Below are 23831 nucleotides of genomic sequence, written 5' to 3'. Positions count from 1 at the left end.
AAAGCCCGGACAATCAGAACTCGGTCGTCATCCGATATCCGGCCGCAAAATACATCTTGGCAAACGTTACCGGCTGACCCTGCAGCCATGTGATACGCTCGGCCGTAAAAACGGGTTCACCCTCGGGAATGTCCAGAAAACCGGCCAAAGTGGTATCGGCGCGGCTGGCCAGAAAGGTCAACTCGACATTGGTGAACGGGACAGTTTGCACCAGCCAGTCATTGGGTCCGACGCTAGAGAAATCTGCCTGCGTGACCTGAGGTACGCTGTCTATCACGATCCAGCGGTCTTCGAACTGAAACGGCGAATTGCCGGAGAAATGCATGCATCGCACGTGCATCACACTTTGATCAGCACGTAGGGCCAACCGGGCCGCCAGCCAGTCTGGGGCGATCTGCGTTTCACATGACACAAGAGCGTAGCGATAGGTTCCGCCCGCCGCTTCGATTTCATCTCGGACCAGTGGAATTGTGAAGCGCGCCTGTCGCTGCGGTGCGCTAAGGACCCGGGTGCCTGCCTTTCGGCGCCGTTCAAGAAACCCTTCATCCGCCAGTTCCCGCAGTGCTCTGTTGACTGTGGTGCGGGTGCACGAAAACTCGACCGCTAATTCTTGCTCATTGGGAAGCAGAGCGTCGGGCTGCAACTCGCCCGAGCGGATGCGGCGCAGGACGGTTTGCTTAATGTCTTTGTAGCTGGTTGTGTCGCTGGTTTGGGTCATATCAGCTCAGATGTCTTCCAAAAGGTCATTTATCGCGGCACGATAATTGCTCAGGATCGCATCGCGGGCGATATGCCGCCCGCCGCGCACCTGATGTCGCCCGGCAGACCAAAGGTCGGTCACTGTTCCGTCAGGCGCGGCAAAGCTCAGGCCGTCAATCAATTGATCGTCGCGCAAAGTACACAGGGTGGGGTGACATCGATCGATCGCAACCAGATCGGCCAGATGACCTACTGCGATCTCTCCGGCGTCGCGCCCCAGCGCCTGTGCGCCACCGCGGGCGGCTCCGGTATACAGCGTTTGACCGACCGAGCCTTCGCCACGTACCAGCACAGTGCGGGCCTTGTCGCGCAGACGTTGAGAATACTCCAGCGTACGCAATTCCTCGGGCAGTGAAATGCGCACATTCGAGTCTGAACCGACACCAAAGGCACCGCCCTGCTCGTTGTAGACGGCACCATTGAAAATACCATCCCCCAGATTGGCCTCTGTGATCGGGCACAGACCGGCCACAGCCCCGGATCGGGCAAGAGCGCGGGTTTCATCGTCTGTCATATGAGTGGCATGGATCAGGCACCATCGTTCGTTCACATCCACGTTGCTCAGCAGCCAATCTACCGGTCGCTGACCCAGAGCGGCTTCTACATCCGTGACCTCCTTCTCTTGTTCAGAGATGTGGATGTGCACCGGGCCTCGTGGGGTAGCGTTCAGCACTTGCCGTAGATCATCAGGCGAGGTCGCACGCAGAGAGTGCGGCGCGATGCCAATCTGGCTGTCTGCATAAGGCATCAGCGGCTTACAGTCCTCGACAAGCTGCAGGAACCTTTCCACATCATTGCCGAACCGCAATTGACCACCGGTCAGAGGCTCTTGCGCGACGCCGCCATAGGTGTAGAGCACCGGTAGATGTGTCAATCCAATCCCGGTTTGGCTGACTGCCAAGAAGATGCGCTGACTCAGCTCAGACAACTGCGCATAAGGCGTGCCGCCGGGTTGGTGGTGGACGTAGTGGAATTCCCCGACCGCAGCATACCCGGCTTCCTGCATCTCCATATAGACCAATGCAGCAATGGACTCGATCTGTGCAGGAGTGAGGCGGTCCAGAAATCGGTACATCAAGGTACGCCAGGTCCAGAAGCTTTCGCGCCCTGCTACGCGCGTTTCGGTCATGCCCGCCATGGCGCGTTGAAAGGCATGGCTGTGCAGGTTCGCCAAAGCGGGCAGCAACACGTCGACCCGAGTGTCTTCGGGTTTTGGCTCGGTCCCTGATTTCAGCGCAGCGATCCGACCGTCCTCGATTTCGACTCGTAGGTTGTGCACCCACTCAGAGCCTAACAGGGCCGTTTTGGCATGAACCGTCATCGTAATTCCATTTTGTGTAGACTTTATATTTTTAGCCGTATACGAAAAAATCAAGCGCAGGGGGAGCCCAAAAGAATCGCCATGACGAAAAAAACTGTTCTTCGTAGCAAACATGTAGCCACCATGGAGGGCGACCAACCTTATGGGATGATCGAGGATGGTGCGATTGCCATCGATGGGTCGGAAATAGTTTGGGTTGGCGCTCGGTCGGCAATGCCGCCGTCATATGCCGAGTGGCCGCAGAACGACTATGGTGACCGCTTGATCACGCCCGCTCTGATTGATGCTCATACTCATGTTGTGTTTGGCGGCAACCGTGCGGTTGAGTTCGAAATGCGCCTGAAGGGCGCGACCTACGAAGAAATTGCTCGCGCGGGTGGAGGCATCCTGTCGACCGTAAACGGCACGCGGGCAGCAACAGAAGAAGAGCTGCTTGCAGGCGCGCTTTCGCGCGTGGACGCATTGCTGGCCGAAGGTGTGTCCTGCATCGAGGTGAAGTCGGGTTATGGGCTCGATGCCGAAACCGAACTGCGTATGTTGCGCGCGGCGCGCCGTATTGCGCGGGAGCGCCCTATTCGGGTCAATACCAGTTTTCTTGGCGCACATGCCGTTCCGCCAGAATATGCGGGTCGGGATGACGCCTATATTGACGAGGTCTGCATTCCGACACTGCGCGCGGCCCATGCCGAAGGGCTGGTGGACGCGGTGGATGGGTTCTGCGAAGGCATTGCATTTGATCCCACACAGATCGAACGGGTTTTTGTTGTCGCGCAAGAGCTTGGCCTACCGGTGAAGCTGCATGCTGAGCAACTTTCGAATCTAGGTGGGGCTAAGCTGGCGGCAGCTTACGGAGCGCTATCCGCTGATCATATCGAATATTTGGACGCCGACGGCGTTACCGCCATGGCTGGGGCCGGAACGGTCGCGGTCCTGCTGCCCGGCGCGTTTTATACGCTGCATGAAACGCAAGCTCCGCCGATTGAATTGTTGCGCCAGAAGAATGTTCCCATGGCACTGGCGACCGATTGCAATCCGGGGTCCTCACCCCTGACTTCTCTGCTGCTAACAATGAACATGGGGTGCACTTTGTTTCGCATGACGCCTGAGGAAGCATTGGCAGGTGTTACCCGCGTCGCGGCCCGTGCTTTGGGTCTGGATGATACCGGCGTGATCGCGCCCGGATTGTGCGCTGATCTGGCCGTCTGGGATGCTACTCACCCTGCAGAACTGTCCTATCGCATCGGTTTCAACCCTCTGCATAAACGTATTTTTGGAGGTCAGGAATGACACCTCTGTTGCTTGTCCCCGGTCAGGTTTCGCTGGATCAGCTTGCCCAGATCTACTGGACCGAAGCCGCCATTTCGCTGGACGCCGCCTGCCGACCCAAGGTTGAGGTCGCTGCTGCCCGCATTGCGCAGGCTGCCGAGGGGACCGAGCCCGTCTATGGCGTCAACACCGGCTTTGGCAAACTGGCGAGTCACAAGATTGCGGCCAAAGATACCTCAACCCTGCAGCGCAATCTGATCCTCAGCCATTGTTGCGGGGTGGGTCCGGCAGTGCCGCGTCGTCTGGCGCGGCTGATGATGTCACTGAAGTTGCTGTCATTCGGCCGAGGTGCTTCGGGTGTCCGCTGGGAACTTGTCGAATTGCTGCAACAGATGCTGGCGTGTGGTGTGACACCTGTGATCCCGGCACAGGGTTCAGTCGGCGCGTCTGGCGATCTTGCGCCACTGGCCCATATGACCGCTGTGGTGATCGGTGAGGGCGAGGCAGAGGTGAACGGTGTTGTTATGCCGGGTGCAGAGGCTCTGAAAACAGCTGGGCTAGAGCCGATTCAACTTGGTCCAAAGGAGGGCCTTGCGTTCATCAACGGGACGCAATTTTCGACTGCCTTTGCTCTGGCCGGATTGTTTGAAGGTTGGCGTTCAGCACAAAATGCGCTGGTGATTTCGGCGGCTTCAACTGATGCGATCATGGGATCCACCGCCCCTCTGCAACCCGAGATTCACGCGCTGCGCGGGCATCGTGGGCAGATCGAAGCGGCGGCGGCGATGCGGGCCACTCTGGAGGGCTCTGAGATCCGCGAAAGTCACCGTGATGGGGATACGCGAGTGCAGGATCCATATTGCATCCGCTGCCAACCACAGGTGACCGGCGCAGCGATGGATGTGATCCGGCAGGCGTCCGCAACTCTTGTAACTGAGGCCAACGCGGCCACTGATAATCCGCTGGTTCTGACCGATCCGGATGCAATCGTCTCGGGCGGGAATTTCCACGCCGAGCCGGTAGGCTTTGCCGCCGATATGATTGCTTTGGCCCTGTCAGAGATCGGGGCGATCGCACAGCGTCGGATCGCATTAATGGTCGACCCGGCGCTTAGCTTTGATCTGCCGCCCTTCCTGACGCCCGAGCCGGGGCTGAACTCGGGTCTGATGATCGCCGAGGTCACGACGGCTGCGTTGATGAGCGAGAACAAACATCTGGCCAACCCATGTGTGACCGACAGCACACCTACATCGGCCAATCAGGAAGACCACGTCTCGATGGCGGCGCACGGGGCGCGGCGTTTAGGCCGGATGGTTGATAATTTGAACTATATTCTGGGGATCGAACTGCTCTGCGCCGCGCAAGGCATCGAATTCCGCGCACCTCTTGCGACCAGCAAAGCGCTGACCAGCGTGGTTGGGCGTTTGCGCAACGATATCCCGTCGCTAGGCGATGATCGCTATCTGGCGCCCGAATTGGAAACCGCGAAGTCCCTAGTCGAAAGCGGAACTATTCTGCAGGCAGCTGCAATGCCCATGCCGGAGCTGTCGTGATGCAGGTTTTCAGTGTTCAGCGTGGCGATGGGCCCATCGTGCTGGGGCAGCCGCATGGCGGCACGTATGTGCCCGACGACATTGCCGAGCGACTGAATGCGAATGGGCAGGTTCTGGCGGATACGGATTGGCATATCAATCAGCTCTACGATGAGCTCTTGGCCAATGCGACAGTCGTGCAATCCCATATCCACCGCTATGTCATTGACGCTAATCGAGACCCTGCGGGTGTATCATTGTATCCTGGGCAGAACACAACAACTCTGGTGCCGTTGACCGATTTTGACGGTCAGCCGATCTGGGCCGAGGGGCAGGAGCCCTCAGTCGATGAGATCGAGGTACGTCGAACCGCCTACCACGCGCCCTATCACAACGCGCTTGAGCAAGAGCTTGAAAGGGTGCGGGCAATACACGGTGTTGCGATCCTGTTTGACTGCCACTCGATCCGAAGCAAGATTCCGTTCCTCTTTGAAGGCACCCTGCCAGATATGAACATCGGCACCGATGGTGGCGCGACCTGTGCCCCCGGCATTGAGGCCGCGGCCTATGAATTTTCGCATTCCTCCCCTTACAGCACCGTCCTGAACGGGCGATTCCGAGGGGGTTGGACGACCCGCCACTATGGCCGTCCTGATGAAGGCCAACACGCGATCCAGATGGAGCTGGCGCAATCTACCTATCTGTCCACCGAAACCCCTCCGTGGGCGTTTGACGAGGCGAAAGCCAAGCGCCTGCGTCGCTGGTTGGTGGATATTCTCGACGCCATCCAAGACACTGCATTGGAGCTTTGACATGACCGATCCTCGCAAGAATACCCGCGATATCTATCCGCCCACCGGCCCCGAACTGAACGCAAAAAGCTGGGTGACCGAAGCGCCGTTGCGGATGATGATGAACAACCTGCATCCGGATGTGGCCGAAAACCCGCACGAGCTGGTGGTTTATGGCGGCATCGGTCGCGCGGCGCGGACATGGAACGATTTCGACCGGATCGTCGCGGGGCTGAAAGATCTGGAAGAGGATGAAACCCTGATCGTCCAGTCGGGCAAACCGGTGGCGATCATCCGCACCCATAAGGATGCGCCTCGGGTTCTGATCGCCAACTCAAACATCGTGCCTCATTGGGCCAATTGGGATCACTTCAACGAGCTCGATAAGAAGGGGCTGATGATGTACGGCCAGATGACGGCCGGTTCGTGGATCTATATCGGTACGCAGGGCATCGTACAGGGCACCTATGAAACCTTTGCCGAGGCTGGCCGTCAGCACTATGGCGGCGACTTGACTGGCAAGTGGATTCTGACTGGCGGTCTGGGCGGCATGGGTGGCGCACAGCCTTTGGCGGCAGTGTTCGCCGGGGCCAGTTGTTTGGCGGTCGAGTGCAATCCGGATTCTATCGATTTCCGCCTGCGCACCAAGTATCTGGACGAAAAAGCCGAGACTCTCGACGAAGCGCTTGAGATGATCGACCGCTGGACCAAGGCGGGCGAGGCGAAATCTGTGGGTCTGCTAGGCAATGCGGCTGAGGTGTTCCCCGAAATTTATGCGCGGATGCAGGCCGGTGGCATGCGCCCCGATATCGTCACTGACCAAACCAGCGCCCATGACCCGATCAATGGGTATCTGCCGATTGGCTGGAGCATGGCGCAGTGGAAGGACAAGCGCGAAACTGATCCTAAAGCGGTTGAAAAGGCCGCCCGTGCCTCAATGAAACAGCATGTCGCTGCAATGGTCGATTTCTGGAACGCGGGCGTTCCGACGCTGGATTACGGCAACAACATCCGTCAGGTGGCGCAGGATGAAGGCTTGGAGAATGCCTTTGCCTTCCCCGGCTTTGTGCCCGCCTATATCCGGCCGCTGTTCTGCAAGGGCATCGGCCCGTTCCGCTGGTGTGCATTGTCGGGTGACCCCGAGGATATCTACAAGACCGACGCCAAGATGAAGGAGCTGTTCCCCGAGAACGAGCATCTGCATCGTTGGCTGGATATGGCGCAGGAACGCATTGCGTTTCAGGGTCTGCCCGCACGTATATGTTGGATCGGCCTTGGAGATCGCCACCGCGCGGGGTTGGCCTTCAACGAAATGGTTGCCAATGGCGAGTTGAAAGCGCCTGTTGTCATTGGCCGAGACCATCTGGACTCGGGCTCGGTCGCCAGCCCGAACCGCGAGACCGAGGCGATGCTGGACGGCTCGGATGCAGTGTCGGATTGGCCGCTGTTGAACGCTCTGATCAATACGGCCAGCGGTGCGACCTGGGTCTCGCTGCATCATGGCGGCGGCGTGGGCATGGGCTTTAGTCAGCACGCGGGTGTTGTGATCTGCGCCGATGGGACCGATGATGCCGCGCGGCGATTGGAGCGCGTTCTGTGGAACGACCCTGCCTCAGGCGTCTGGCGTCACGCAGATGCGGGGTATGAGATCGCGAAAGACTGCGCTCGCGAACATGGGCTGCGCCTGCCTGGTATTCTCGGTTAGATCAATCTGCCTCTGGTGAAAATGCTGCACCTGCGATATCCCGCAGGTGCGCTAATCGGAGGCCTGACATGTATGTAGCTACTCTGCTGACCAACCCTGCGGCCCCTTCTTTAGAGGCGACGCTGGTTGAGTCGTTGCGGAATGCATGGGGCGGGGGTGATGCGAACTGGCTGAGCCTCGATGAGGCGGCCGAGTTTTCCCTGCCAGAAACTCCCGACAATCGCTGGGACGTCTGGGACGAGTTGCAACAGATGGGCGTGGACCTGGTCGTGCAAAAAGCCGACGGTCGCCGGAAAAAGATGCTGCTGGCCGATATGGACAGCACCATGATCCAACAGGAATGCATCGATGAACTGGCGGATGAGGCTGGTGTCGGTGATCGGGTCAAGGACATCACCGCGCGCGCAATGAACGGCGAGCTGGATTTCGAAGGTGCGCTGGCTGAGCGTGTGGGCTTATTGAAAGGGCTGGATGAAAGCGTGATCGGCAAGGTTCTGGATGAACGGATCACATTGATGCCCGGTGGTAAGGTGCTACTTGCCACGATGCGCGCGAATGGGGCCTATGCAGCGCTGGTGTCGGGTGGGTTCACGGCTTTTACGGCTAAGGTCGCCGAAGCGCTTGGGTTTGATGAGAACCGGGCGAATACATTGCTAGCTGAGGATGGCAAGCTTACCGGCGACGTGAAGCGGCCCATTCTTGGGCGACAGGCCAAAATAGAGGCATTGGAGCAGATCACAACAGGCCTAGGTATCTCCGAGGTTGACGTGATTGCCGTCGGCGATGGAGCGAATGATCTGGGAATGTTGGGTCGGGCGGGGACGGGTGTCGCGTTGCACGCTAAGCCTTCGGTCGCTGCCGAATGTGATGTCCGCATAAATCACGGCGATCTGACAGCGTTGTTGTATCTGCAGGGCTATGGCAGGTCAGAATTTCAAGGCCTCTAGGGGGCTTCCTTTAATTTAACTATTGTGTTAAATAAAGCCATGAATACGCTTCTGGTAACATTCTCCGCTTTGTCTGATGCCACTCGGTTCTCGATTGTCGAGCAACTGATGGACGAAGGCGAACTGCCCGTCGGTAATTTGATAGAAGGCAAGGGCATGTCAGGGGCCGCGATCTCGCGCCATTTGAAGGTTTTGCGCGAGGCCGGGTTGGTGCAACAGCGGGTACACGGCACGCAACGGATGTATTCGGTGCAGCCCGAGGGGCTGCGCGCGATAGCCGAATGGACGATTTCCAAACGGCAGTTCTGGGAAAGCAGCCTCGACCGTTTGGAAGAGCTTATTGAAAGGGAAAATTCATGGCCGACCTGAAACTGGAACGAGATTTTCCCGTTAGTCCCGAGGTCCTGTTCGCATGGGTCAGCGATGGTGCGAAGCTTCTGCAGTGGTGGGGGCCCGAAGGGTTGCATGTACCGGAACATGATCTCGACTTTTCGCGCATTGGTCCCTGGTATTCGGTTATGCAGAATGGCGAGGGTCAGCAGTTCAAAGTCTCGGGTCACGTTACCCATATCGATCGACCAAAATCTGTTGGATTTACGTGGGCTTGGCATGACGATCAGGACCAGCGCGGTGCGGAAAGCCATGTGACCTTTTCGGTTACCGCGACCAACAGCGGATCACGGCTGGTGGTTGATCACCGTGAACTTGTCGATGCCGAATCGGCCACGAACCACAACGAAGGCTGGACATCGTCGCTGCGCAAACTCGAAGCACTTTGCAAATAGGTTTTCATCAGGGAGGAGCGATATGCCCCAATATTTGTTTGTTTATCACGGGGGTCACACCCCAACCGATCCCGCCGAGATCGAGGCGACCATGGCCGCTTGGGGCGCTTGGTTTCAGGAAATCGGCGGCTCATTAGAGATTCCGGGAAATCCTGTAGGCCAGTCCTACACGGTCAGCAGCGGAGGGGTTGAAGACAATGGCGGATCAAATCCGGCCTCAGGTTTCACGGTGGTGAAGGCCGACAGCATTGAGACTGCAACCGAATTGGCCAAAGGCTGCCCGATGGTCGTGAATGGCTCGGGCTCGGTCGAAGTGGCCGAGGTGCACGAGATCGAGATGTAAGCCTCAGCCGGGGAATCCCGGTGAGGGTTTGATTACACCACATTCCAGCCCGCGGCGGCTGTATTGCGTGGCGTTCATGAATTTGCGGGTGGCCGGGTGATCGGCCTCTAGCACACCTAAATGCACTAGAATCGCGGCGATGGCGCATTCGCTGGCGCGGGTAGTGCCGTCAGTGATTTTTAGCGCAACGCCCATGCGCTTTTCAGGGATGATGGCAACAAAGACGGCCTCGGCCCCTGTCTTGATTGCAACGCGCCCGTTCATCGCTCGCATCAACTCGGTACAAGCGCGAGTTTCACCTGCGACAAGTTCGGGATGTTTCACCATCGCTTCTGTGAGCTGCACCGCTGCTTCGCTGGAGCGGTCCGAACGGTCTGCGGCAGAGGCAAACCAAGCCATTGATCGCGCAAGCCCTACCAGTGATGTCGCAAAATTTGGGGCGGAGCACCCGTCGATTCCGTAGGTGGGACTGGTTTCGCTTGTGGTTTCTTCGATGGCAGACAGGCAGGCCTGCTGAACAGGATGATCTATTTCCAGGTATTCCGGCCCGGCCCCCATATGCTGCGCCAAAGTCAGGAAGCCGCAATGCTTGCCTGAGCAGTTGTTGTGAATCTGGCAAGGCGTGTCATCTGCCAGTATCAGCCCGTCACGGGCCGCCATGTCGGCAGGTTCCTGCGGGCCGCAGCGCAGATCGGGCTCGGACAGGCCGAGGTGATCGAGCCAGGCGGACACGCGGTCAGTATGGATATGCGCCCCGTTATGTGAAGCGCAGGCCAAGGCCAGATGTTCGCTGTTCAAACCGTATTTTGCAGCTGCTCCCGAGGTGATCAGCGGTAGGGCCTGGATCATTTTGGCCGAGGAGCGGGGATAGATCACCGCGTTTGGATCACCCCAGCTGCGCACGATCTGACCACTATCGTCACAGATCACTGCATGGCCCATATGCAGGCTTTCTAACAGTGACCCGCGCCAGAGTTCTGTCATTGGTACGGCTTGTGTCATGTCCACCCCATCAATCATGCGCAAAAATCTGCCAATCGCCCTTTCGCCTGTGGCGAAACCTGCGTTAGTGTGTGTATGTCGACAATCATCGGAATACGCAACTGAACAGACGAACCGGCAGAGTTCGCACGTATTTCCGATGGGTATGAGGTAATAGGTCGGGCTAGGAGGCTGAACCGATGGGATTAAAGCTCGTCCGCGTGATCGCGGGCCTGTGCATGGCAGGAATGGCGACAACGGCAATTGCTCAGCAGGCAACCAGTACCAATCGCGTCGCTGCAAAAACGGACTGGAGCGTGTTTGTCGAGGACGACCCAACCGAATGCTGGAGCGTATCTGCCCCGAAAGAGACCGTGAACACACGCGGTGGCCGGGTCGTTTCCGTTCGGCGCAGCGATATCCTGCTGTTTGTGTTCTATCGTCCGAATGCCGAGGTTAAAGGGCAGGTGACCTTTACCGGCGGCTATCCGTTTGCGTCTGGTTCTACTGTCAATCTGGTTGTCGATGGCAGCGAGTTCGAGCTGTTCACCGATGGTGAGTGGGCATGGCCTGCGACCGCCTCGGACGATGCCAAGATCGTCACAGCGATGAAGCGCGGAAGTGAGGCGGTGCTGACCGCCCGTTCGGAACGTGGTACGCAGACCAAAGACACCTTCTCGTTGCTGGGCTTTACGGCCGCGATTGAAGACGCGGAAACGCGCTGCACGAACTAAGCCACAAGCAGATCAAATTCCGAAACCCCGCTTTCCGGCGGGGTTTTATTTGTTTGGTCCGATCCAGTGTGTTTTCAGAAATTTACGCCACGTAGAGCGGTGTTTCTTGATCCGTGTCAAAGCCTGTGTCCCCGTTTTCTGAACTAATTAGTTCAGAATTTGTTGAGGAGTCGGCAATGAACTTAAGCAAAAACCTGGCAGTGCTCTTGATGGCGTCTGCGGTGATCCTTGCAGGTTGTGAGAAAGGATCGGAAACCTATCCGATAACGGGTGAGCAATGTGGTCCGGAAGATCCCGTAAAGACCCTGGATGCAGAAGATTGCTACATCCCGCCCGCAGTAAACTAACAACAGTGGGCCGCTTAAGTTTCTGCTTTAGTGGCCCATCTTGATTGGGCGCGCATCTTGATCCGTGATAGACAGATATCTCTGTCTGGAGGATTGATGGATGCGATGGGCATTTGTTTTTTTGATGTTTCCGATATCCGCAATTGCGGATCCAACTATGGAGTGTATTGACGCCGGTTCGCAGGTGGAAATTGGATCTTGTGTTTCGGATATGGAATTGCGGGTAAACGCTGCGATAGACTCCAGCTATTCGCTGGCGCTTGGCTCCGCACAAGAACTGGACGAGGTCACTGGACGGGTCGTTGCTGTGCCTGCGCTGGAGGCCTCGCAAAACGCGTGGGTGGCCTATCGCGATGCGCAGTGCGAAGCGGTAGGTGCTTCGTTCGGCGGAGGATCGGGTACGGGGATCGCCATCACAGCCTGTCGGGTTGACCTTGGCCGGGCGCGGGTTGACGAATTGTTGCGTTACGCAAATTGAAGCACGAATTCTTTTGATCTTTACGTGTGTTCCTATATAGAGGCGCATCCCAAGCCAGAATCCACCGAGATACGCCAATGTCGCCCAAAGCGCCGATCACTCAAGACGTCATGACCATCCCCCGCAAACTGCCCGAGGGGAAGATGAACCTTGTCGGTTTGACCCGCGATCAATTGCGTGAGGCGCTAATTGAACACGGCACGCCCGAAAAGCAGGCGAAGATGCGCACGGGGCAGATTTGGCAATGGATCTACCAATGGGGTGTGCGTGATTTTGGTGAGATGACCAATCTGGCCAAGGCCTATCGCACGCAACTGGCCGAGCAGTTCGTAATCGAAATCCCCGAAGTCGTGACCCGCCAGGTTTCAGAGGACGGCACCCGCAAGTATCTGTGCCGCATCGCGGGCGGGCATGAGGTTGAGGTTGTCTATATCCCTGAAGATGATCGCGGAACTCTATGCATTTCATCTCAGGTGGGCTGTACTCTGACCTGCTCCTTCTGCCACACGGGCACGCAGAAATTGGTGCGCAACCTGGCAGCGGCCGAAATTGTCGGGCAGGTCATGATGGCGCGTGACGACCTTGAGGAATGGCCAACACCGGGTGCGCCCAAAGATGAAACACGCCTGCTGTCAAATATCGTGCTGATGGGTATGGGCGAGCCGCTTTACAACTTTGAAAACGTCCGTGACGCAATGAAGATCGCGATGGACCCCGAGGGGATTTCTCTGTCCCGTCGCCGCATCACGCTGTCGACCTCGGGTGTGGTACCCGAGATCGCGCGCACGGCTGAAGAAATTGGATGCCTGTTGGCGATCTCGTTCCACGCCACCACTGATGAAACTCGCGACGTACTTGTTCCGATCAACAAGCGCTGGAATATCGAGGAACTGCTGCAGGCGTTGGCCAGCTATCCCAACGCGTCGAATTCTGAACGGATCACGTTCGAATACGTGATGCTGGATGGCGTGAACGACAGCGACGAAGACGCTCATCGTCTGATCGCTCATATCAAGCGCCATAACATCCCGGCCAAGATCAACCTGATCCCGTTCAACGAATGGCCGGGCGCGCCCTACAAGCGCAGCTCGAACAATCGCATCCGGGCCTTTGCCAACATCATCTATCAGGCGGGCTATGCCTCACCCATCCGCAAAACGCGGGGTGAGGATATCATGGCGGCCTGCGGCCAGTTAAAATCGGCCACCGAACGGGCCCGGAAATCGCGAAAGCAGATCGAGGCTGAAGCCGGGCTAAACCGCTAAGGGCATGCGCCGTGGCTTCACGCGAAAAACTTAATGAATTGAGTGCTGTTTCCTTGTTCAAAATTTGGTATCTTCGGCGCAGACCCGCTCTGGATGGGGAACTCACCGACAGACACAAGGTGGTGAGATTGCCGGGGCGGTGCTGGTAACACCAATTAAGGCCGCTACCATTTTTCTGAAGCAAAGCGGCATTTAGGCGAACTGATCAGTCAGGGAGGCCACAATATGATTGTAAGTCACCGGCAAGTCTTGGGTATCGCGGCTGTTCTGGCGATCTCGGGATTTGTTCTCCACGCGGCATCTGCTCAGACCAAAGATCAGGATGCGCATTTGGCGATTGAAAACCCAGCCGATCTGACCAAGGAGCAAGCGCAGAAACACTATCAGTCATTGATACGACGCATGTCGCGGGGTTATGCGGCGGCACAGATGGACTTGATCCGAAACTATCAGAACTGGCCGTTGTTCAACGATGCGCCCTACATCTCGGCCACGCATGGGCAGCGCTATGTCAACAGCTATGCGAACCGCATGGCCCACAATTACGGCACATTGCAAGAAGGCGAAGAGCTGCCTGCGGGCTCGGTCCTGGCCAAAGACAGTATGACTGTCACAGATGAGGGCAATATCCATCCCGGTGCCCTGTTCGTGATGGAGAAACTGCCAGAAGGCACCAACCCGGAAACAGCCGACTGGCGTTATATCATGGTGATGCCGGACGGTTCGCTGTTCGGTGATACGATGGGCTTTCGCGCGTCAGAGGTCGATTACTGCCATGTCTGCCACGAGGCCGTCGCGGACCGGGACTATACGTTTTACGTACCCGAAGAGTATCGTGTCGCAGAGTGATCTTCAGGCCGCCGGGTCAGGCAGCTTCAGCTCGGTCGCTTCCTGACGACTGAGTTGCTCACCGTGTTTGCGTTTGGATAGGACCTCGCGGGCGAGCGCGTATTTCTCATCCTGCCAGAAGATCAAACAGCCGTTGCAGCCTTTGCCGCAACATCCCTCGGTTCCGATACGATTGGTTTTGAAGCGGCGCTCATTGCCGTCTTCGCCGATTTTCTCGACCAGCTCGTCACGACGGCGGGTATAGGCCTTAGGGTTGTCGCGACCTGAGGTTTCCAGCCCCTGCACCAGCTTGTCAAACCGAATGCGACTCCAGTGTTCGTCGGTCAGGGCACGTTCTTTGCGCAGGACGGAGTAGACCGGGAAACGGGCGCGCAGATCGTCGATATGCTCGTGATCGAACAGGGTGAAGGGAAGGCGGATGATGGTTTTGGTACTGCCATGCACAACGTCCAGCCGCGCCCCATCATGAGCGCGTTCAAAGTCATAGACCCGCAGCAGAACCGTCTCGCGCGAAATCGGAGAGACGAAATCCAATACATCCCCCGGTTCCAGCTTGTTTTTCACCTCGACCAGAAAGGCATCCTCAGTTACCTCGGTGACGATCCCGGCATATTCCCACTGCGCAATCGAGGCTGTGTGTTCGTAATCATGTGCATAATTGGTCAGGCGGCCTTCGTGGAAAGCCAGCGTGTAGCCGCGGTTCCCGACTGTTTCGAGTTCACGCATATAGGGCTTCGGGTCCCAGTTCTCGGGGTCGGCGTGATAGTCGTCGATGGCCATACGATAGGCGCGCGCGACGATGGCGGCATAATACTCCGATTTACCGCGCCCTTCGACTTTCAGACTGTCGACACCGATCTTCAAGTATTCATCCAGCTTGGGCATGATGCACAGGTCGCGGGAATTGAGGATGTAGGATCCCCGATCATCCTCTTCGATGGGCATCAAATCACCGGGGCGACAGCCTTCTTCCAGCAGGAATTCGAATAGGTCGGCGTTTTCATCGGTAATGCGCAGCTCCTGATGCGTTCCATCTTTCAGACGCAGTTTCAGACCATAGTTCCAGCGGCAGGAATTGGCGCAGTTGCCCTGATTGGCCCCGCGTTCGGCCATGAAGTTCGACAGTAGGCAGCGGCCCGAATAGGTCATGCACATGGCCCCGTGCACAAACGCCTCAAGCTTGATATCGGGGCATTTCTCGCGAATCTCGACCAATTCGGGGTATGAGACTTCGCGGGCCAGAACCACAAGCTCGGCCCCCTGATCCTGCCAGAACTTCACCGACAACCACGAACAGATATTGGCTTGCGTCGAGATATGCAGCGGCAGTTCCGGCGCGCGTTCGCGGACGTATTGGAACACTCCGGGGTCGGCGATGATCAGCCCGTCAGGTTTCACCTTGCGGACAGTGTCGATGTATTCGTCCAGCTTCGGAATGTCCTTATTGTGCGAGAACAGGTTCAGCGTCAGGTACGCGCGCCGGCCATGGTTGTGGCAAAACTCGACTCCCTCTATCACCTCTTCCAGCGAGAACTCGGATTTAGTGCGCAGCGACATATCCGGTGTGCCCAAATAGACCGCATCCGCGCCATAGAGGATGGCGAGTTTCAACTTACGCAGATTGCCCGCAGGCATCAGCAATTCGGATCTGGACTGGGTCATGGGGATACCGGGCTAAGGATCAAGGGCGCCTTCTACGCCAAAATCCCGGCTCCCAAAACCCCGTTAACTGCGACGGAATCGCGCTGTTCCGATCACTTCGATCAGTTGTTGGCGAACCGGTTCCGGTTGCGCCTCGACCGCGTTCAAAACTTCGCGCAGTTCGGCGCGCAGCCCATGCATCTGGTCGATCAGAGAGATCATCATCGACAGTGCATCGGCCTCCATGTCGTACTGGTCATGCAGTTCGCATGCCAGTTCCAGACGAGCAACGTCGATGCGCTGATATCGCAGACCTTGCTCCGATTGCTCGGGGATCACGATCTCAGCGGCCAGATATTCGGTCAGGCGATCCGAAGTCAGGCGGGCGATGGCGTCGATCAGTTCGGCTTCGGTCAATGCGCGGCTCATGACGGCATTCCTTTGCGCGGATCATAGCCGTGGGTTTCGCGCCATGTCTCCATGAAGTGCTTCAATTCATCGTCTACCTTGTCTGGCATTGCGACGGTCAGTTCTATGAACTGATCGCCCCGCTCGGACGAGCCGCGTTTCTTGACCCCTTTGCCACGCAGGCGCAGGGTTTTGCCGCTGCTGGTCCCCGCTGGGACACTGACATTGACGCCACCGTCGATGGTGGGGGCGGGAACCTTGCCACCCAGAACGGCCTCATCAATGGTGATGGGCAGCGTGATGTGGATGTCATCGCCCTGACGGTCGAACACCGGGTGATCCGCAACCGAGATCGTCACAAGCGCATCGCCGGGAGGCCCATCGCCGTACCCCGGGGCCCCTTTGCCACGCAGGCGGATGGTTTGCCCGGTCGTGATACCCGCAGGTATCTTCACTTCAATCCGGTTCCCATCTGGCAGGGTCAATTTCTGGCTGGCTCCGAAAACGGCGTCAAGAAAGCTGATCTGCAGCGAGTAGTTCAGGTTGTGGCCCGGTGCATGGAACTCCTGCGTGCGCTGTCCATATCCACCCCGCCCGCGCATGAATTCGGCAAAGATGTCGGACATATCGTCCTGTTCAGCCGCGTGACCGCGATAAGGGTTGCCAGCAGCCTCGGCATATTCGCGATAATACTGCTGCTGCGGACGTTCCTGACCCGACGCATCAATTTCGCCATTGTCGTAGCGTTGGCGCGTCTCGGGGTCTTTCAGCAGGTCATAAGCAGCAGCAGCGGCTTTGAACTTGGCCTCTGCCTCGGCATCGCCCGGCTTGAGGTCCGGGTGGCATTCTTTGGCGATCTTCCGGTAGGCTTTCTTGATCTCGGCATCGCTGGCGTCTTTGGCGACGCCAAGTACGGAATAGGGGTCGTCGCTCATCTTGCCTCTCGTCGATGTGGGGTTTGGCCTTGATGAAGGTATTTTATCAATTGATTTCAACAGGTCAAAAAAAGAAGAGGCGGCTAAATTGTCTCGTAAATCTGTCAAGCTCTGCTAATATTAAGATGTTTCAGATTGATCATTGACGGAGATCACCCCATGACGCGCAGGCTCAAATCGGTGCTGGCATTGCTGGCTGGGAACGCCATCGGGCTGTTGTTGGCCAGTTTGCTGCTGTCAGAGTTTGCGATCCGACCGATTTCCTTCATCGTGGTGGTAGTCGTGTTCACCCTGGTCCAGGTGATAGCCGAACCGCTGATCCTGAAGCTGGGGGAAAAGAAGGCACCGGCGCTGAAGGGCGGAATTGCCTTGATCGTGACCTTTGTTGGCCTTCTGGTCACCGATCTGATCACATCCGGTCTGACCATTGGCGGTATCTCAAATCTGTTGGCCGCAACCTTGCTGGTATGGTTGGGCGCTCTGATCGGCAGTATTGTGCTGCCGATCTACGTGTTTCCCGAACTGCGCGACCCTAAGAAATAGTCATATCGCGTCTAAACTGGCCTCGATGGCCTGCCACAACTCGTCCACCGGTTCGCACCCCACGGACAGGCGGATGAAAGCAGGATCGACAGCATCCCCCCAACGGGCGCGCCGCTCGGCCGAACTGTGGACGCCGCCGAAGGATGTAGCCGGACGCAGCAGTGGGCAGCTGTTGATGAACTGTTCGGCTTTGGTCTCGGTCTCAAGCGTGATGCTTAGCAGAAACCCGAAGCGCGTGGTTTGAGCCGTCGCCAATGTGTGCGCCGGATCATCGGTCAGTCCGGGATAGCGGATCTGTTTCACGGCCGGGTGCGCCGCCAGCCGTTCAGCCAGTATTTGTGCTGAGCTACACATCCGATCAAACCGCACATCCAGAGTCTCCAAACCCCGATGTAGCAACCACGCTTCATGTGGCCCCGGGATCGCACCGGAGACGCGGCGCCATTCCTCAACTCGCTCCATGATTTGCGGATCGCGGCTGGCTAAATGACCCATCAACAGGTCCGAATGCCCACCCATCGCTTTGGTATCTGAACTCACAACCACATCGACGCCAAGGTCCAGTGGGCGCTGGCCCAATGGGGTCATCGTTGTGTTGTCGGCGATGGTGATGCCGCCGGCCTCGCGCACGGCCTCGGCGATTACTGGCAGATCAAGCATGTCCAAACCGGGGTTCGAGGGGCTTTCCAGAAACACCACATCGAATTCATCAAAGCCACCTTCGGCAAAGTCGGTGGTTGGGCGTTCGATAACCGAGACGCCCAGATTTGACAGGAACCGATCAGCCAAAAGGCGCGTCACATAATACCCGTCGGACGGGATCAGCAGCCGTGACCCGGCTTGGACCGTCGCAAACAAGGCCGCCGAAATCGCACCCATACCCGAAGGAAAGCTGAGGCAGGGTGCATCTTCGAGATGCGACAGAACGTGTTCCAGATGCACCCAGGTCGGGTTGTCGACCCGGCCATAGCTGGCATGCCCATCCGGCGCGCCGGGCAGATGGTACATGCTGCTTTGGGTCAACGGCAGGGCCACAGGCTCGCCCTTGTTCAGAGCATTCCCGCGCAAGTGCAACATTTCTCCGGTCTTCGGGCTCATGGCTCAGCGCCCCGGTATTTCATCGCGTGGGGGCGCGGGTTCCCAATTCTCGATGATCTCGACCGCCTCTTGCGCAGTGTCGACAAAGCGGAACAGGTCCAGATCCTCGTCCGAGATGGTGCCTGCATCGGCCAGCGCTTCCCAGTTGATGACCTTCTCCCAGAACTCACGCCCGAACAGCAGGAAAGGGACGCGATCCATGCGGCCGGTCTGGATCAAAGTCAGGGATTCGAAGAGCTCATCCATGGTGCCGAAGCCGCCGGGGAAGATGGTGATGGCGCGAGCGCGCATAAGGAAGTGCATCTTGCGGATGGCGAAATAGTGGAAATTGAAGCTGAGATCGGGCGTTACATACAGGTTCGGAGCCTGTTCGTGCGGAAGCACGATGTTCAGGCCGATCGAACACCCGCCTGCATCCTGTGCACCACGGTTGCCCGCTTCCATCACGCCGGGGCCGCCACCCGTGACGATCACGTTCTCGCGGCAACCTGTCCGATTTGACTTCTCGGTCATCAGACGCGCAAACTCACGCGCTTCATCGTAGTATTTCGACAGCCCGGCCAAGGTCTCGGTCCGCGCCGTGTGTTTCTGGGTCGGCTCCGGAATGCGCGCGCCACCGAACATGACGATGGTCGAGGTGATCTCACGCTCGGTCATGATCATCTCGGGCTTCAGCAGCTCCAGTTGCAGCCGCACGGGGCGCAGCTCATCCCGGCACAGGAAGTCATCATCAGCGAAGGCAAGGCGATAGGCCGAAGACCGCGTCTGCGGGGTATCTGGTACCTCGCTTGCGGTCGAGCGGTCGGTCTGTGCGTCGCGAAAGGGGCTGAGGCGATCTTCTCTCATATGCGGGGTTCCCTGCTTGCGTGTTTCCAAAACAGCTATAGGGTTCGCGGGCAGAGTGCCAGTCACGGAAAGACAAGAATGGATTGGAAAAGTGAAATATTGGCAGCGCGGGACCGCATTGCCGGACACGCACAGGTCACGCCAGTGATGGAAAGCCAAATTCCGGGCTATCCGGTTGAAATGAAACTTGAACATATGCAGCACACCGGCAGCTTCAAAGCGCGCGGGGCGTTCAATACCCTGCTCAGCATGGATGTGCCTGCGGCAGGCGTCGTGGCGGCTTCCGGTGGCAACCACGGTGCGGCAGCGGCTTATGCCGCGCAATCACTGAGCTACCCAGCGAAGATTTTTGTGCCCGAACTTGCAGGTCCCTCCAAGATTGCGCTGATCAAGCGGATCGGGGCTGATCTGAGTGTTGTTTCGGGTGAATACGCCAATGCACTGACCATGGCGCAGGCGCATGAGGAAAGCACCGGCGCCATGCAAATCCACGCCTATGATGCGCCAGCGACGGTGGCAGGGCAGGGGACATGTTTTGCTGAATGGGACGCGCAGGGCTTGCAGGCGGACACAGTATTGGTGGCCGTGGGCGGCGGTGGGCTGATTGCCGGAGCTTTGGCATGGTTTCAGGGTGCGCGCAAAGTCGTGGCGGTCGAACCGGAAACCTCTTGCGCGCTGAATGCGGCGTTGGCTGCGGGCGAACCGGTTGATGTTTCCGTTTCGGGCATTGCAGCGAACGCACTGGGCGCACGGAGAATTGGTGAGATTTGCTTTGGGCTGGCCCAAGGTATGAGTTCGGTTCTGGTTTCTGATGATGCGATAGCGCAAGCCCAGAATACTCTGTGGCAGACGCATCGAATACTGGTTGAACCAGCAGGGGCTGCTGCGCTTGCCGCACTGATTTCGGGCGCTTACCAGCCGGAGCCGGGTGAGCGTGTCGCAGTGCTGATTTGCGGCGGGAACATCGCGCCAGATCCGCTAACGGGTTGAGAATGCGGCTTGTAGATGTTGTTCATGGATTTTATCTATAATTCATGACCGCAACCATTGCCGACACAATCTATAATGCCCTGAGCCAGAAAATCATCACCGGCGATCTTCCTGCCGGTGAAAAGCTGCGTCAGGACCATATCGCGCGCGACTTTGAGACCAGCCATGTGCCGGTGCGCGAAGCACTGCTGCGGCTTGAGGCGCATGGATTGGCCAAAAGCGAGCCGCGAAAGGGCATGCGCGTCACCGCGTTGGACCCTGCCGAAGTGCGTGAGGTGATCGAAATGCGTGTCGCGCTGGAAACGCTGGCAATGCAGCATTCCGTGCAAAACATGACTCCATCTGCTCTGAAGGCCGCTGATGATGCACGAAAGGCGTGTGATGAGGCAGAGAGCATGCCTCAGTGGGAGGCCCGGAACAGGGTGTTTCATCGTGCCATCCTGACACCATGCGGGTTGCCCCGCCTTTTGCATTCTGTCGATGACCTGCACATCGCCAGTGCCAGGCACCTGTTTGCACATTGGCGGCCCAAATGGGTGCAGCGCGTCGATACGGATCACGCTGCGATCATTCAGGCGCTGAAGAGCAAAGACGTTTCCGCCGCAACCTCGATACTTGTGCGCCATATCCGTCGTGCAAGCTGATACTTTCTGCCTTTGAAACTACAATCTGTGCATCCCGTACAGATTTGACTTGATTTTTAATAGATAAAAATGATGATCATCTTCGAATCTATGAAATATTATCTATAAAAAAGAGAAAGACAATGAAAGCCACTCTGCAATCCACCCTTCCGGCCGCCGGAGCAATAACCCCTGCGGGTCAGATCCTTCGTGTCGCGATGGGTATTCTTCTTTTGACCGCCAGCGCCAAGGTCCAGGTGCCATTTTGGCCTGTGCCCATGACCCTTCAAGTCGCCGCTGTCATGGCTATCGCCGCGGCATTTGGGCTGCGTCTCGGTTCTGCAACCGTGATCGGCTACATGGTCGCCGGGGCAGTGGGTTTGCCCGTGTTTGCCGGAACGCCCGAAAAAGGCATCGGGCTGGCCTATATGATGGGCGGAACCGGAGGTTATTTGCTGGGTTTCGTGGTCGCCTCGGTCATGGTTGGATGGGCCGCGGACAATCTGCGCAAACTGTTTCTGGTTCCGGCGATGCTGGCTGGACTTGCGGTGATCTATGCGCTGGGTCTGGGTTGGTTGGCTCAGTTCGTGCCTGCAGACAAGGTTCTGGTTTACGGTTTCAGCCCTTTCATTCTGGGTGATCTCGTGAAGATTGCATTGGCATCCGTTCTCGTGATTGGCCTGCCGACGGGTCTGATGCAGAAAATCCGTGGGCCGCAGCCTGATGCTTGATACCGGGCAAGATATCCGCAGCGATTGGACCGTGGATGAAGTGGAGGCGCTGATGCGCCTCCCACTGTTGGATCTGGTAGGTCGCGCAAATGTAATTCACCGGACGTATCACGATCCAAACGACATCCAAAAAGCCAGCCTGCTGTCGATAAAAACCGGAAGCTGTCCCGAGGATTGCGCCTATTGCCCGCAATCCGCCCATCATCGCGAGGTCGAGCTGACCAAGGAAAAGCTCATGAACCCTGCGCATGTCATCTCGCTTGCCAAACGTGCGCGCGATGCGGGGGCTGAACGGTTTTGCATGGGTGCTGCATGGCGTCAGGTGCGCGACGGCGAAGAATTCGACAATGTGCTGGTCATGGTGCGGGGCGTGCGTGATCTGGGCATGGAGGCTTGCGTCACCCTGGGCATGCTCAAGCCACATCAGGCCAAACGATTGGCCGAGGCGGGACTTACGGCGTACAATCATAACCTGGATACTTCGCCGGAATTCTATGGCGAGATTATTGGAACTCGTACCTATCAGGATCGTCTTGAGACCCTCAGCTATTGCCGGGACGAAGGTATTGATCTGTGTTGCGGCGGCATTATCGGTATGGGTGAAAGCCTGCGGGATCGTGCCTCGCTGTTGCAGGTCCTTGCGAATTTTGACCCGCATCCCGAAAGCGTACCGATAAACGCGCTGATCCCGATCAAAGGCACGCCGCTGGCGCATCTAGAAAAAGTAGGCATTTTTGATCTGGTGCGCATGGTTGCGACCGCGCGGATCGCCATGCCGCAAACACGGGTGCGCTTGTCGGCAGGACGGTCGGACTTTTCAACTGCCGAGCAGGCTTTGTGCTTTCTGGCTGGCGCAAATTCGGTTTTCTACGGCGATGTGTTGCTGACCGCACCCAATGCCGGAACCCAAAATGACCGGGATATGTTTGCCGCACTCAGCGCACTTACCGATGATTGACGCAAACCGAGGTATCCGCGTCGCATTGCGCCATGGGTCTCGCTTGCGTATAGGCCACATCAACGTGAACAGATTCTCTAGGGAGACGCCCCATGTCCAATGCGCAACTGGAAGCCGCCATCGAAGCCGCCTGGGAAGTACGTGACACAATCACCCCTGCGACCACTGGCGAGCAACGAGAAGCAATCGAAGACACGCTGAGCGCGCTGGACAGCGGTTCGCTGCGAGTGGCTGAAAAGCTCGACAGTGGTGATTGGCACGTGAACCAGTGGGCGAAAAAAGCAGTTCTGCTGGGGTTCCGCATCAAGGACATGGAAATCCAGACCGGAGGCCCGCAAGACGGCGGCTGGTGGGATAAGGTTGACAGCAAGTTCGCCGGCTGGGGAGAGAACCAGTGGCGCGCGGCAGGGTTCCGCGCCGTGCCAAACTGTGTGGTCCGCAAGTCGGCCTATGTCGCACCGGGTGTGGTGCTGATGCCTTCGTTCGTGAACCTTGGTGCTTATGTCGATGAAGGCACGATGGTTGATACCTGGGCCACTGTTGGTTCCTGCGCGCAGATCGGCAAGAACGTGCACTTGTCGGGCGGCGTCGGCATTGGAGGCGTACTGGAGCCGATGCAGGCCGGTCCGACCATTATCGAGGACAACTGCTTTATCGGTGCGCGTTCGGAAGTGGTCGAAGGCTGCATCGTCCGCGAGGGTTCGGTTCTGGGCATGGGCGTGTTCATCGGTAAATCCACCAAGATCGTAGATCGCGAAACCGGTGAAGTCATGTATGGCGAGGTTCCGCCCTATTCGGTGGTTGTTGCGGGTTCGATGCCGTCCAAGAACAATGTAAGCCTGTATTGCGCGGTCATCGTGAAGCGCGTCGATGAAAAGACCCGTTCGAAAACTGGGATCAATGAGCTACTGCGCGACTGATCCCGTCGTTTCAGTTTGAATAGGCCGCAGAGTGC

27 protein-coding genes are annotated in these 23831 nt (G+C 57.6%); 19 read left to right on the top strand and 8 right to left on the bottom strand.

The annotated features are described in order from the left end of the window. Positions 1-13 precede the first annotated feature (13 nt). Both ACR0AW_RS08620 and ACR0AW_RS08615 read right to left on the bottom strand, forming a co-directional pair. A complete protein-coding gene (locus ACR0AW_RS08620) occupies positions 14-718 on the bottom strand; it encodes a GntR family transcriptional regulator (protein WP_170732589.1) in 705 nt (234 codons plus the stop codon). A 6-nt stretch (positions 719-724) separates the two neighbouring features. After that, complete coding sequence (locus ACR0AW_RS08615) at positions 725-2080, bottom strand: formimidoylglutamate deiminase (RefSeq protein WP_170732588.1); 1356 nt, start codon at positions 2078-2080, stop codon at positions 725-727. Between the two features lie 81 nt (positions 2081-2161). On the opposite strand from ACR0AW_RS08615, the gene hutI reads away from it, so the two are divergent. The 8 genes from hutI (at position 2162) to ACR0AW_RS08575 (ending at position 9449) form a co-directional block, all read left to right on the top strand. Beyond that, positions 2162-3367: an imidazolonepropionase gene (hutI, locus tag ACR0AW_RS08610; RefSeq protein WP_170732587.1), complete on the top strand. Its 1206-nt coding sequence runs from the start codon at positions 2162-2164 to the stop codon at positions 3365-3367. Beyond that, the gene (gene hutH, locus ACR0AW_RS08605) at positions 3364-4899 is read left to right on the top strand and encodes a histidine ammonia-lyase (protein WP_170732586.1); all 1536 of its coding nucleotides are present in this window, start codon (positions 3364-3366) and stop codon (positions 4897-4899) included. The genes hutI and hutH overlap by 4 nt, the downstream gene beginning before the upstream one ends. Continuing rightward, positions 4899-5690 carry an N-formylglutamate deformylase gene (gene hutG, locus ACR0AW_RS08600; RefSeq protein ID WP_170732585.1) on the top strand — a complete coding sequence of 264 codons (792 nt, stop codon included), beginning with the start codon at positions 4899-4901 and terminating at the stop codon, positions 5688-5690. The genes hutH and hutG overlap by 1 nt, the downstream gene beginning before the upstream one ends. Before the next feature lies 1 nt (position 5691). Then, the gene (hutU, locus tag ACR0AW_RS08595; RefSeq protein WP_170399092.1) at positions 5692-7374 is read left to right on the top strand and encodes a urocanate hydratase; all 1683 of its coding nucleotides are present in this window, start codon (positions 5692-5694) and stop codon (positions 7372-7374) included. Between the two features lie 68 nt (positions 7375-7442). Beyond that, entirely contained in the window at positions 7443-8321 is an 879-nt protein-coding gene (gene serB, locus ACR0AW_RS08590) for a phosphoserine phosphatase SerB (protein ID WP_170732584.1), read from the top strand. A 39-nt stretch (positions 8322-8360) separates the two neighbouring features. After that, entirely contained in the window at positions 8361-8690 is a 330-nt protein-coding gene (locus ACR0AW_RS08585; RefSeq protein ID WP_170732583.1) for a metalloregulator ArsR/SmtB family transcription factor, read from the top strand. Continuing rightward, complete coding sequence (locus tag ACR0AW_RS08580) at positions 8678-9106, top strand: SRPBCC family protein (RefSeq protein WP_170399086.1); 429 nt, start codon at positions 8678-8680, stop codon at positions 9104-9106. Before ACR0AW_RS08585 ends, ACR0AW_RS08580 begins: the two co-directional genes overlap by 13 nt. 22 nt (positions 9107-9128) lie before the next feature. After that, positions 9129-9449 (top strand): YciI family protein, encoded by a 321-nt coding sequence (locus ACR0AW_RS08575; protein WP_170732582.1) that lies wholly within the window; start codon positions 9129-9131, stop codon positions 9447-9449. Between the two features lie 3 nt (positions 9450-9452). Here ACR0AW_RS08575 and ACR0AW_RS08570 read toward each other — a convergent pair whose 3' ends face one another. Continuing rightward, positions 9453-10451: an asparaginase gene (locus ACR0AW_RS08570; RefSeq protein ID WP_170732581.1), complete on the bottom strand. Its 999-nt coding sequence runs from the start codon at positions 10449-10451 to the stop codon at positions 9453-9455. 179 nt (positions 10452-10630) lie between these two features. Between ACR0AW_RS08570 and ACR0AW_RS08565 the strand changes: the two genes are divergently transcribed. The 5 genes from ACR0AW_RS08565 to ACR0AW_RS08545 all read left to right on the top strand — a co-directional run bounded on the left by ACR0AW_RS08565 (position 10631) and on the right by ACR0AW_RS08545 (position 14103). Next, positions 10631-11164, top strand: coding sequence for an invasion associated locus B family protein (locus tag ACR0AW_RS08565; protein ID WP_170399079.1), 534 nt, complete (start codon positions 10631-10633; stop codon positions 11162-11164). Between the two features lie 176 nt (positions 11165-11340). Next, positions 11341-11511 carry a hypothetical protein gene (locus ACR0AW_RS08560; protein WP_170399076.1) on the top strand — a complete coding sequence of 57 codons (171 nt, stop codon included), beginning with the start codon at positions 11341-11343 and terminating at the stop codon, positions 11509-11511. Positions 11512-11668: 157 nt separating this feature from the next. After that, the gene (locus ACR0AW_RS08555; protein ID WP_480438911.1) at positions 11669-11989 is read left to right on the top strand and encodes a lysozyme inhibitor LprI family protein; all 321 of its coding nucleotides are present in this window, start codon (positions 11669-11671) and stop codon (positions 11987-11989) included. A gap of 77 nt (positions 11990-12066) precedes the next feature. Next, positions 12067-13254, top strand: coding sequence for a dual-specificity RNA methyltransferase RlmN (gene rlmN, locus ACR0AW_RS08550; RefSeq protein WP_170732580.1), 1188 nt, complete (start codon positions 12067-12069; stop codon positions 13252-13254). A gap of 225 nt (positions 13255-13479) precedes the next feature. Then, complete coding sequence (locus ACR0AW_RS08545; protein WP_170425939.1) at positions 13480-14103, top strand: cytochrome P460 family protein; 624 nt, start codon at positions 13480-13482, stop codon at positions 14101-14103. 3 nt (positions 14104-14106) lie between these two features. On the opposite strand, the gene ACR0AW_RS08540 is transcribed toward ACR0AW_RS08545, so the two are convergent. The 3 genes from ACR0AW_RS08540 to ACR0AW_RS08530 all read right to left on the bottom strand — a co-directional run bounded on the left by ACR0AW_RS08540 (position 14107) and on the right by ACR0AW_RS08530 (position 17087). Next, positions 14107-15765, bottom strand: coding sequence for a U32 family peptidase (locus ACR0AW_RS08540; RefSeq protein ID WP_170732579.1), 1659 nt, complete (start codon positions 15763-15765; stop codon positions 14107-14109). Between the two features lie 63 nt (positions 15766-15828). Continuing rightward, positions 15829-16173, bottom strand: a complete 345-nt coding sequence (locus ACR0AW_RS08535; protein ID WP_170732578.1) for a hypothetical protein — start codon at positions 16171-16173, stop codon at positions 15829-15831. Next, positions 16170-17087, bottom strand: coding sequence for a J domain-containing protein (locus ACR0AW_RS08530; RefSeq protein WP_170732577.1), 918 nt, complete (start codon positions 17085-17087; stop codon positions 16170-16172). The genes ACR0AW_RS08535 and ACR0AW_RS08530 overlap by 4 nt, the downstream gene beginning before the upstream one ends. 159 nt (positions 17088-17246) lie before the next feature. Here ACR0AW_RS08530 and ACR0AW_RS08525 point away from each other — a divergent pair, with 159 nt between their 5' ends. After that, positions 17247-17630, top strand: a complete 384-nt coding sequence (locus ACR0AW_RS08525; protein ID WP_170399056.1) for a hypothetical protein — start codon at positions 17247-17249, stop codon at positions 17628-17630. Here ACR0AW_RS08525 and ACR0AW_RS08520 read toward each other — a convergent pair whose 3' ends face one another. Then, on the bottom strand, positions 17631-18728 hold the full coding sequence (locus ACR0AW_RS08520) for a cystathionine gamma-lyase (protein WP_170732576.1): 1098 nt from the start codon (positions 18726-18728) through the stop codon (positions 17631-17633). 3 nt (positions 18729-18731) lie between these two features. Further along, positions 18732-19574, bottom strand: a complete 843-nt coding sequence (locus ACR0AW_RS08515) for an LOG family protein (protein ID WP_170732575.1) — start codon at positions 19572-19574, stop codon at positions 18732-18734. Between the two features lie 78 nt (positions 19575-19652). On the opposite strand from ACR0AW_RS08515, the gene ACR0AW_RS08510 reads away from it, so the two are divergent. The 5 genes from ACR0AW_RS08510 to dapD all read left to right on the top strand — a co-directional run bounded on the left by ACR0AW_RS08510 (position 19653) and on the right by dapD (position 23796). Next, positions 19653-20564, top strand: coding sequence for a threonine/serine dehydratase (locus ACR0AW_RS08510; RefSeq protein ID WP_170732574.1), 912 nt, complete (start codon positions 19653-19655; stop codon positions 20562-20564). Positions 20565-20608: 44 nt separating this feature from the next. Continuing rightward, entirely contained in the window at positions 20609-21208 is a 600-nt protein-coding gene (locus ACR0AW_RS08505; protein WP_170508976.1) for a GntR family transcriptional regulator, read from the top strand. Between the two features lie 122 nt (positions 21209-21330). Beyond that, entirely contained in the window at positions 21331-21918 is a 588-nt protein-coding gene (locus tag ACR0AW_RS08500; RefSeq protein WP_170694021.1) for a biotin transporter BioY, read from the top strand. Continuing rightward, entirely contained in the window at positions 21911-22876 is a 966-nt protein-coding gene (bioB, locus tag ACR0AW_RS08495; protein WP_170732843.1) for a biotin synthase BioB, read from the top strand. Before ACR0AW_RS08500 ends, bioB begins: the two co-directional genes overlap by 8 nt. 92 nt (positions 22877-22968) lie before the next feature. Then, positions 22969-23796: a 2,3,4,5-tetrahydropyridine-2,6-dicarboxylate N-succinyltransferase gene (gene dapD / locus ACR0AW_RS08490; RefSeq protein ID WP_170399035.1), complete on the top strand. Its 828-nt coding sequence runs from the start codon at positions 22969-22971 to the stop codon at positions 23794-23796. Positions 23797-23831 lie beyond the last annotated feature (35 nt).

It is taken from the genome of Ruegeria sp. C5, assembly GCF_056537605.1.
The sequence above is the reverse complement of the archived record's forward strand: the minus strand, read 5'-3'. Positions and strand labels throughout refer to the sequence as shown.

Bases quoted from the DNA above. Each gene is read 5' to 3' on its own strand.
- ACR0AW_RS08620 (WP_170732589.1), bottom strand. From the start codon at position 718: ATGACCCAAACCAGCGACACAACCAGCTACAAAGACATTAAGCAAACC.
- ACR0AW_RS08615 (WP_170732588.1), bottom strand. From the start codon at position 2,080: ATGACGGTTCATGCCAAAACGGCCCTGTTAGGCTCTGAGTGGGTGCAC.
- hutI (WP_170732587.1), top strand. From the start codon at position 2,162: ATGACGAAAAAAACTGTTCTTCGTAGCAAACATGTAGCCACCATGGAG.
- hutH (WP_170732586.1), top strand. From the start codon at position 3,364: ATGACACCTCTGTTGCTTGTCCCCGGTCAGGTTTCGCTGGATCAGCTT.
- hutG (WP_170732585.1), top strand. From the start codon at position 4,899: ATGCAGGTTTTCAGTGTTCAGCGTGGCGATGGGCCCATCGTGCTGGGG.
- hutU (WP_170399092.1), top strand. From the start codon at position 5,692: ATGACCGATCCTCGCAAGAATACCCGCGATATCTATCCGCCCACCGGC.
- serB (WP_170732584.1), top strand. From the start codon at position 7,443: ATGTATGTAGCTACTCTGCTGACCAACCCTGCGGCCCCTTCTTTAGAG.
- ACR0AW_RS08585 (WP_170732583.1), top strand. From the start codon at position 8,361: ATGAATACGCTTCTGGTAACATTCTCCGCTTTGTCTGATGCCACTCGG.
- ACR0AW_RS08580 (WP_170399086.1), top strand. From the start codon at position 8,678: ATGGCCGACCTGAAACTGGAACGAGATTTTCCCGTTAGTCCCGAGGTC.
- ACR0AW_RS08575 (WP_170732582.1), top strand. From the start codon at position 9,129: ATGCCCCAATATTTGTTTGTTTATCACGGGGGTCACACCCCAACCGAT.
- ACR0AW_RS08570 (WP_170732581.1), bottom strand. From the start codon at position 10,451: ATGACACAAGCCGTACCAATGACAGAACTCTGGCGCGGGTCACTGTTA.
- ACR0AW_RS08565 (WP_170399079.1), top strand. From the start codon at position 10,631: ATGGGATTAAAGCTCGTCCGCGTGATCGCGGGCCTGTGCATGGCAGGA.
- ACR0AW_RS08560 (WP_170399076.1), top strand. From the start codon at position 11,341: ATGAACTTAAGCAAAAACCTGGCAGTGCTCTTGATGGCGTCTGCGGTG.
- ACR0AW_RS08555 (WP_480438911.1), top strand. From the start codon at position 11,669: ATGGAGTGTATTGACGCCGGTTCGCAGGTGGAAATTGGATCTTGTGTT.
- rlmN (WP_170732580.1), top strand. From the start codon at position 12,067: ATGTCGCCCAAAGCGCCGATCACTCAAGACGTCATGACCATCCCCCGC.
- ACR0AW_RS08545 (WP_170425939.1), top strand. From the start codon at position 13,480: ATGATTGTAAGTCACCGGCAAGTCTTGGGTATCGCGGCTGTTCTGGCG.
- ACR0AW_RS08540 (WP_170732579.1), bottom strand. From the start codon at position 15,765: ATGACCCAGTCCAGATCCGAATTGCTGATGCCTGCGGGCAATCTGCGT.
- ACR0AW_RS08535 (WP_170732578.1), bottom strand. From the start codon at position 16,173: ATGAGCCGCGCATTGACCGAAGCCGAACTGATCGACGCCATCGCCCGC.
- ACR0AW_RS08530 (WP_170732577.1), bottom strand. From the start codon at position 17,087: ATGAGCGACGACCCCTATTCCGTACTTGGCGTCGCCAAAGACGCCAGC.
- ACR0AW_RS08525 (WP_170399056.1), top strand. From the start codon at position 17,247: ATGACGCGCAGGCTCAAATCGGTGCTGGCATTGCTGGCTGGGAACGCC.
- ACR0AW_RS08520 (WP_170732576.1), bottom strand. From the start codon at position 18,728: ATGAGCCCGAAGACCGGAGAAATGTTGCACTTGCGCGGGAATGCTCTG.
- ACR0AW_RS08515 (WP_170732575.1), bottom strand. From the start codon at position 19,574: ATGAGAGAAGATCGCCTCAGCCCCTTTCGCGACGCACAGACCGACCGC.
- ACR0AW_RS08510 (WP_170732574.1), top strand. From the start codon at position 19,653: ATGGATTGGAAAAGTGAAATATTGGCAGCGCGGGACCGCATTGCCGGA.
- ACR0AW_RS08505 (WP_170508976.1), top strand. From the start codon at position 20,609: ATGACCGCAACCATTGCCGACACAATCTATAATGCCCTGAGCCAGAAA.
- ACR0AW_RS08500 (WP_170694021.1), top strand. From the start codon at position 21,331: ATGAAAGCCACTCTGCAATCCACCCTTCCGGCCGCCGGAGCAATAACC.
- bioB (WP_170732843.1), top strand. From the start codon at position 21,911: ATGCTTGATACCGGGCAAGATATCCGCAGCGATTGGACCGTGGATGAA.
- dapD (WP_170399035.1), top strand. From the start codon at position 22,969: ATGTCCAATGCGCAACTGGAAGCCGCCATCGAAGCCGCCTGGGAAGTA.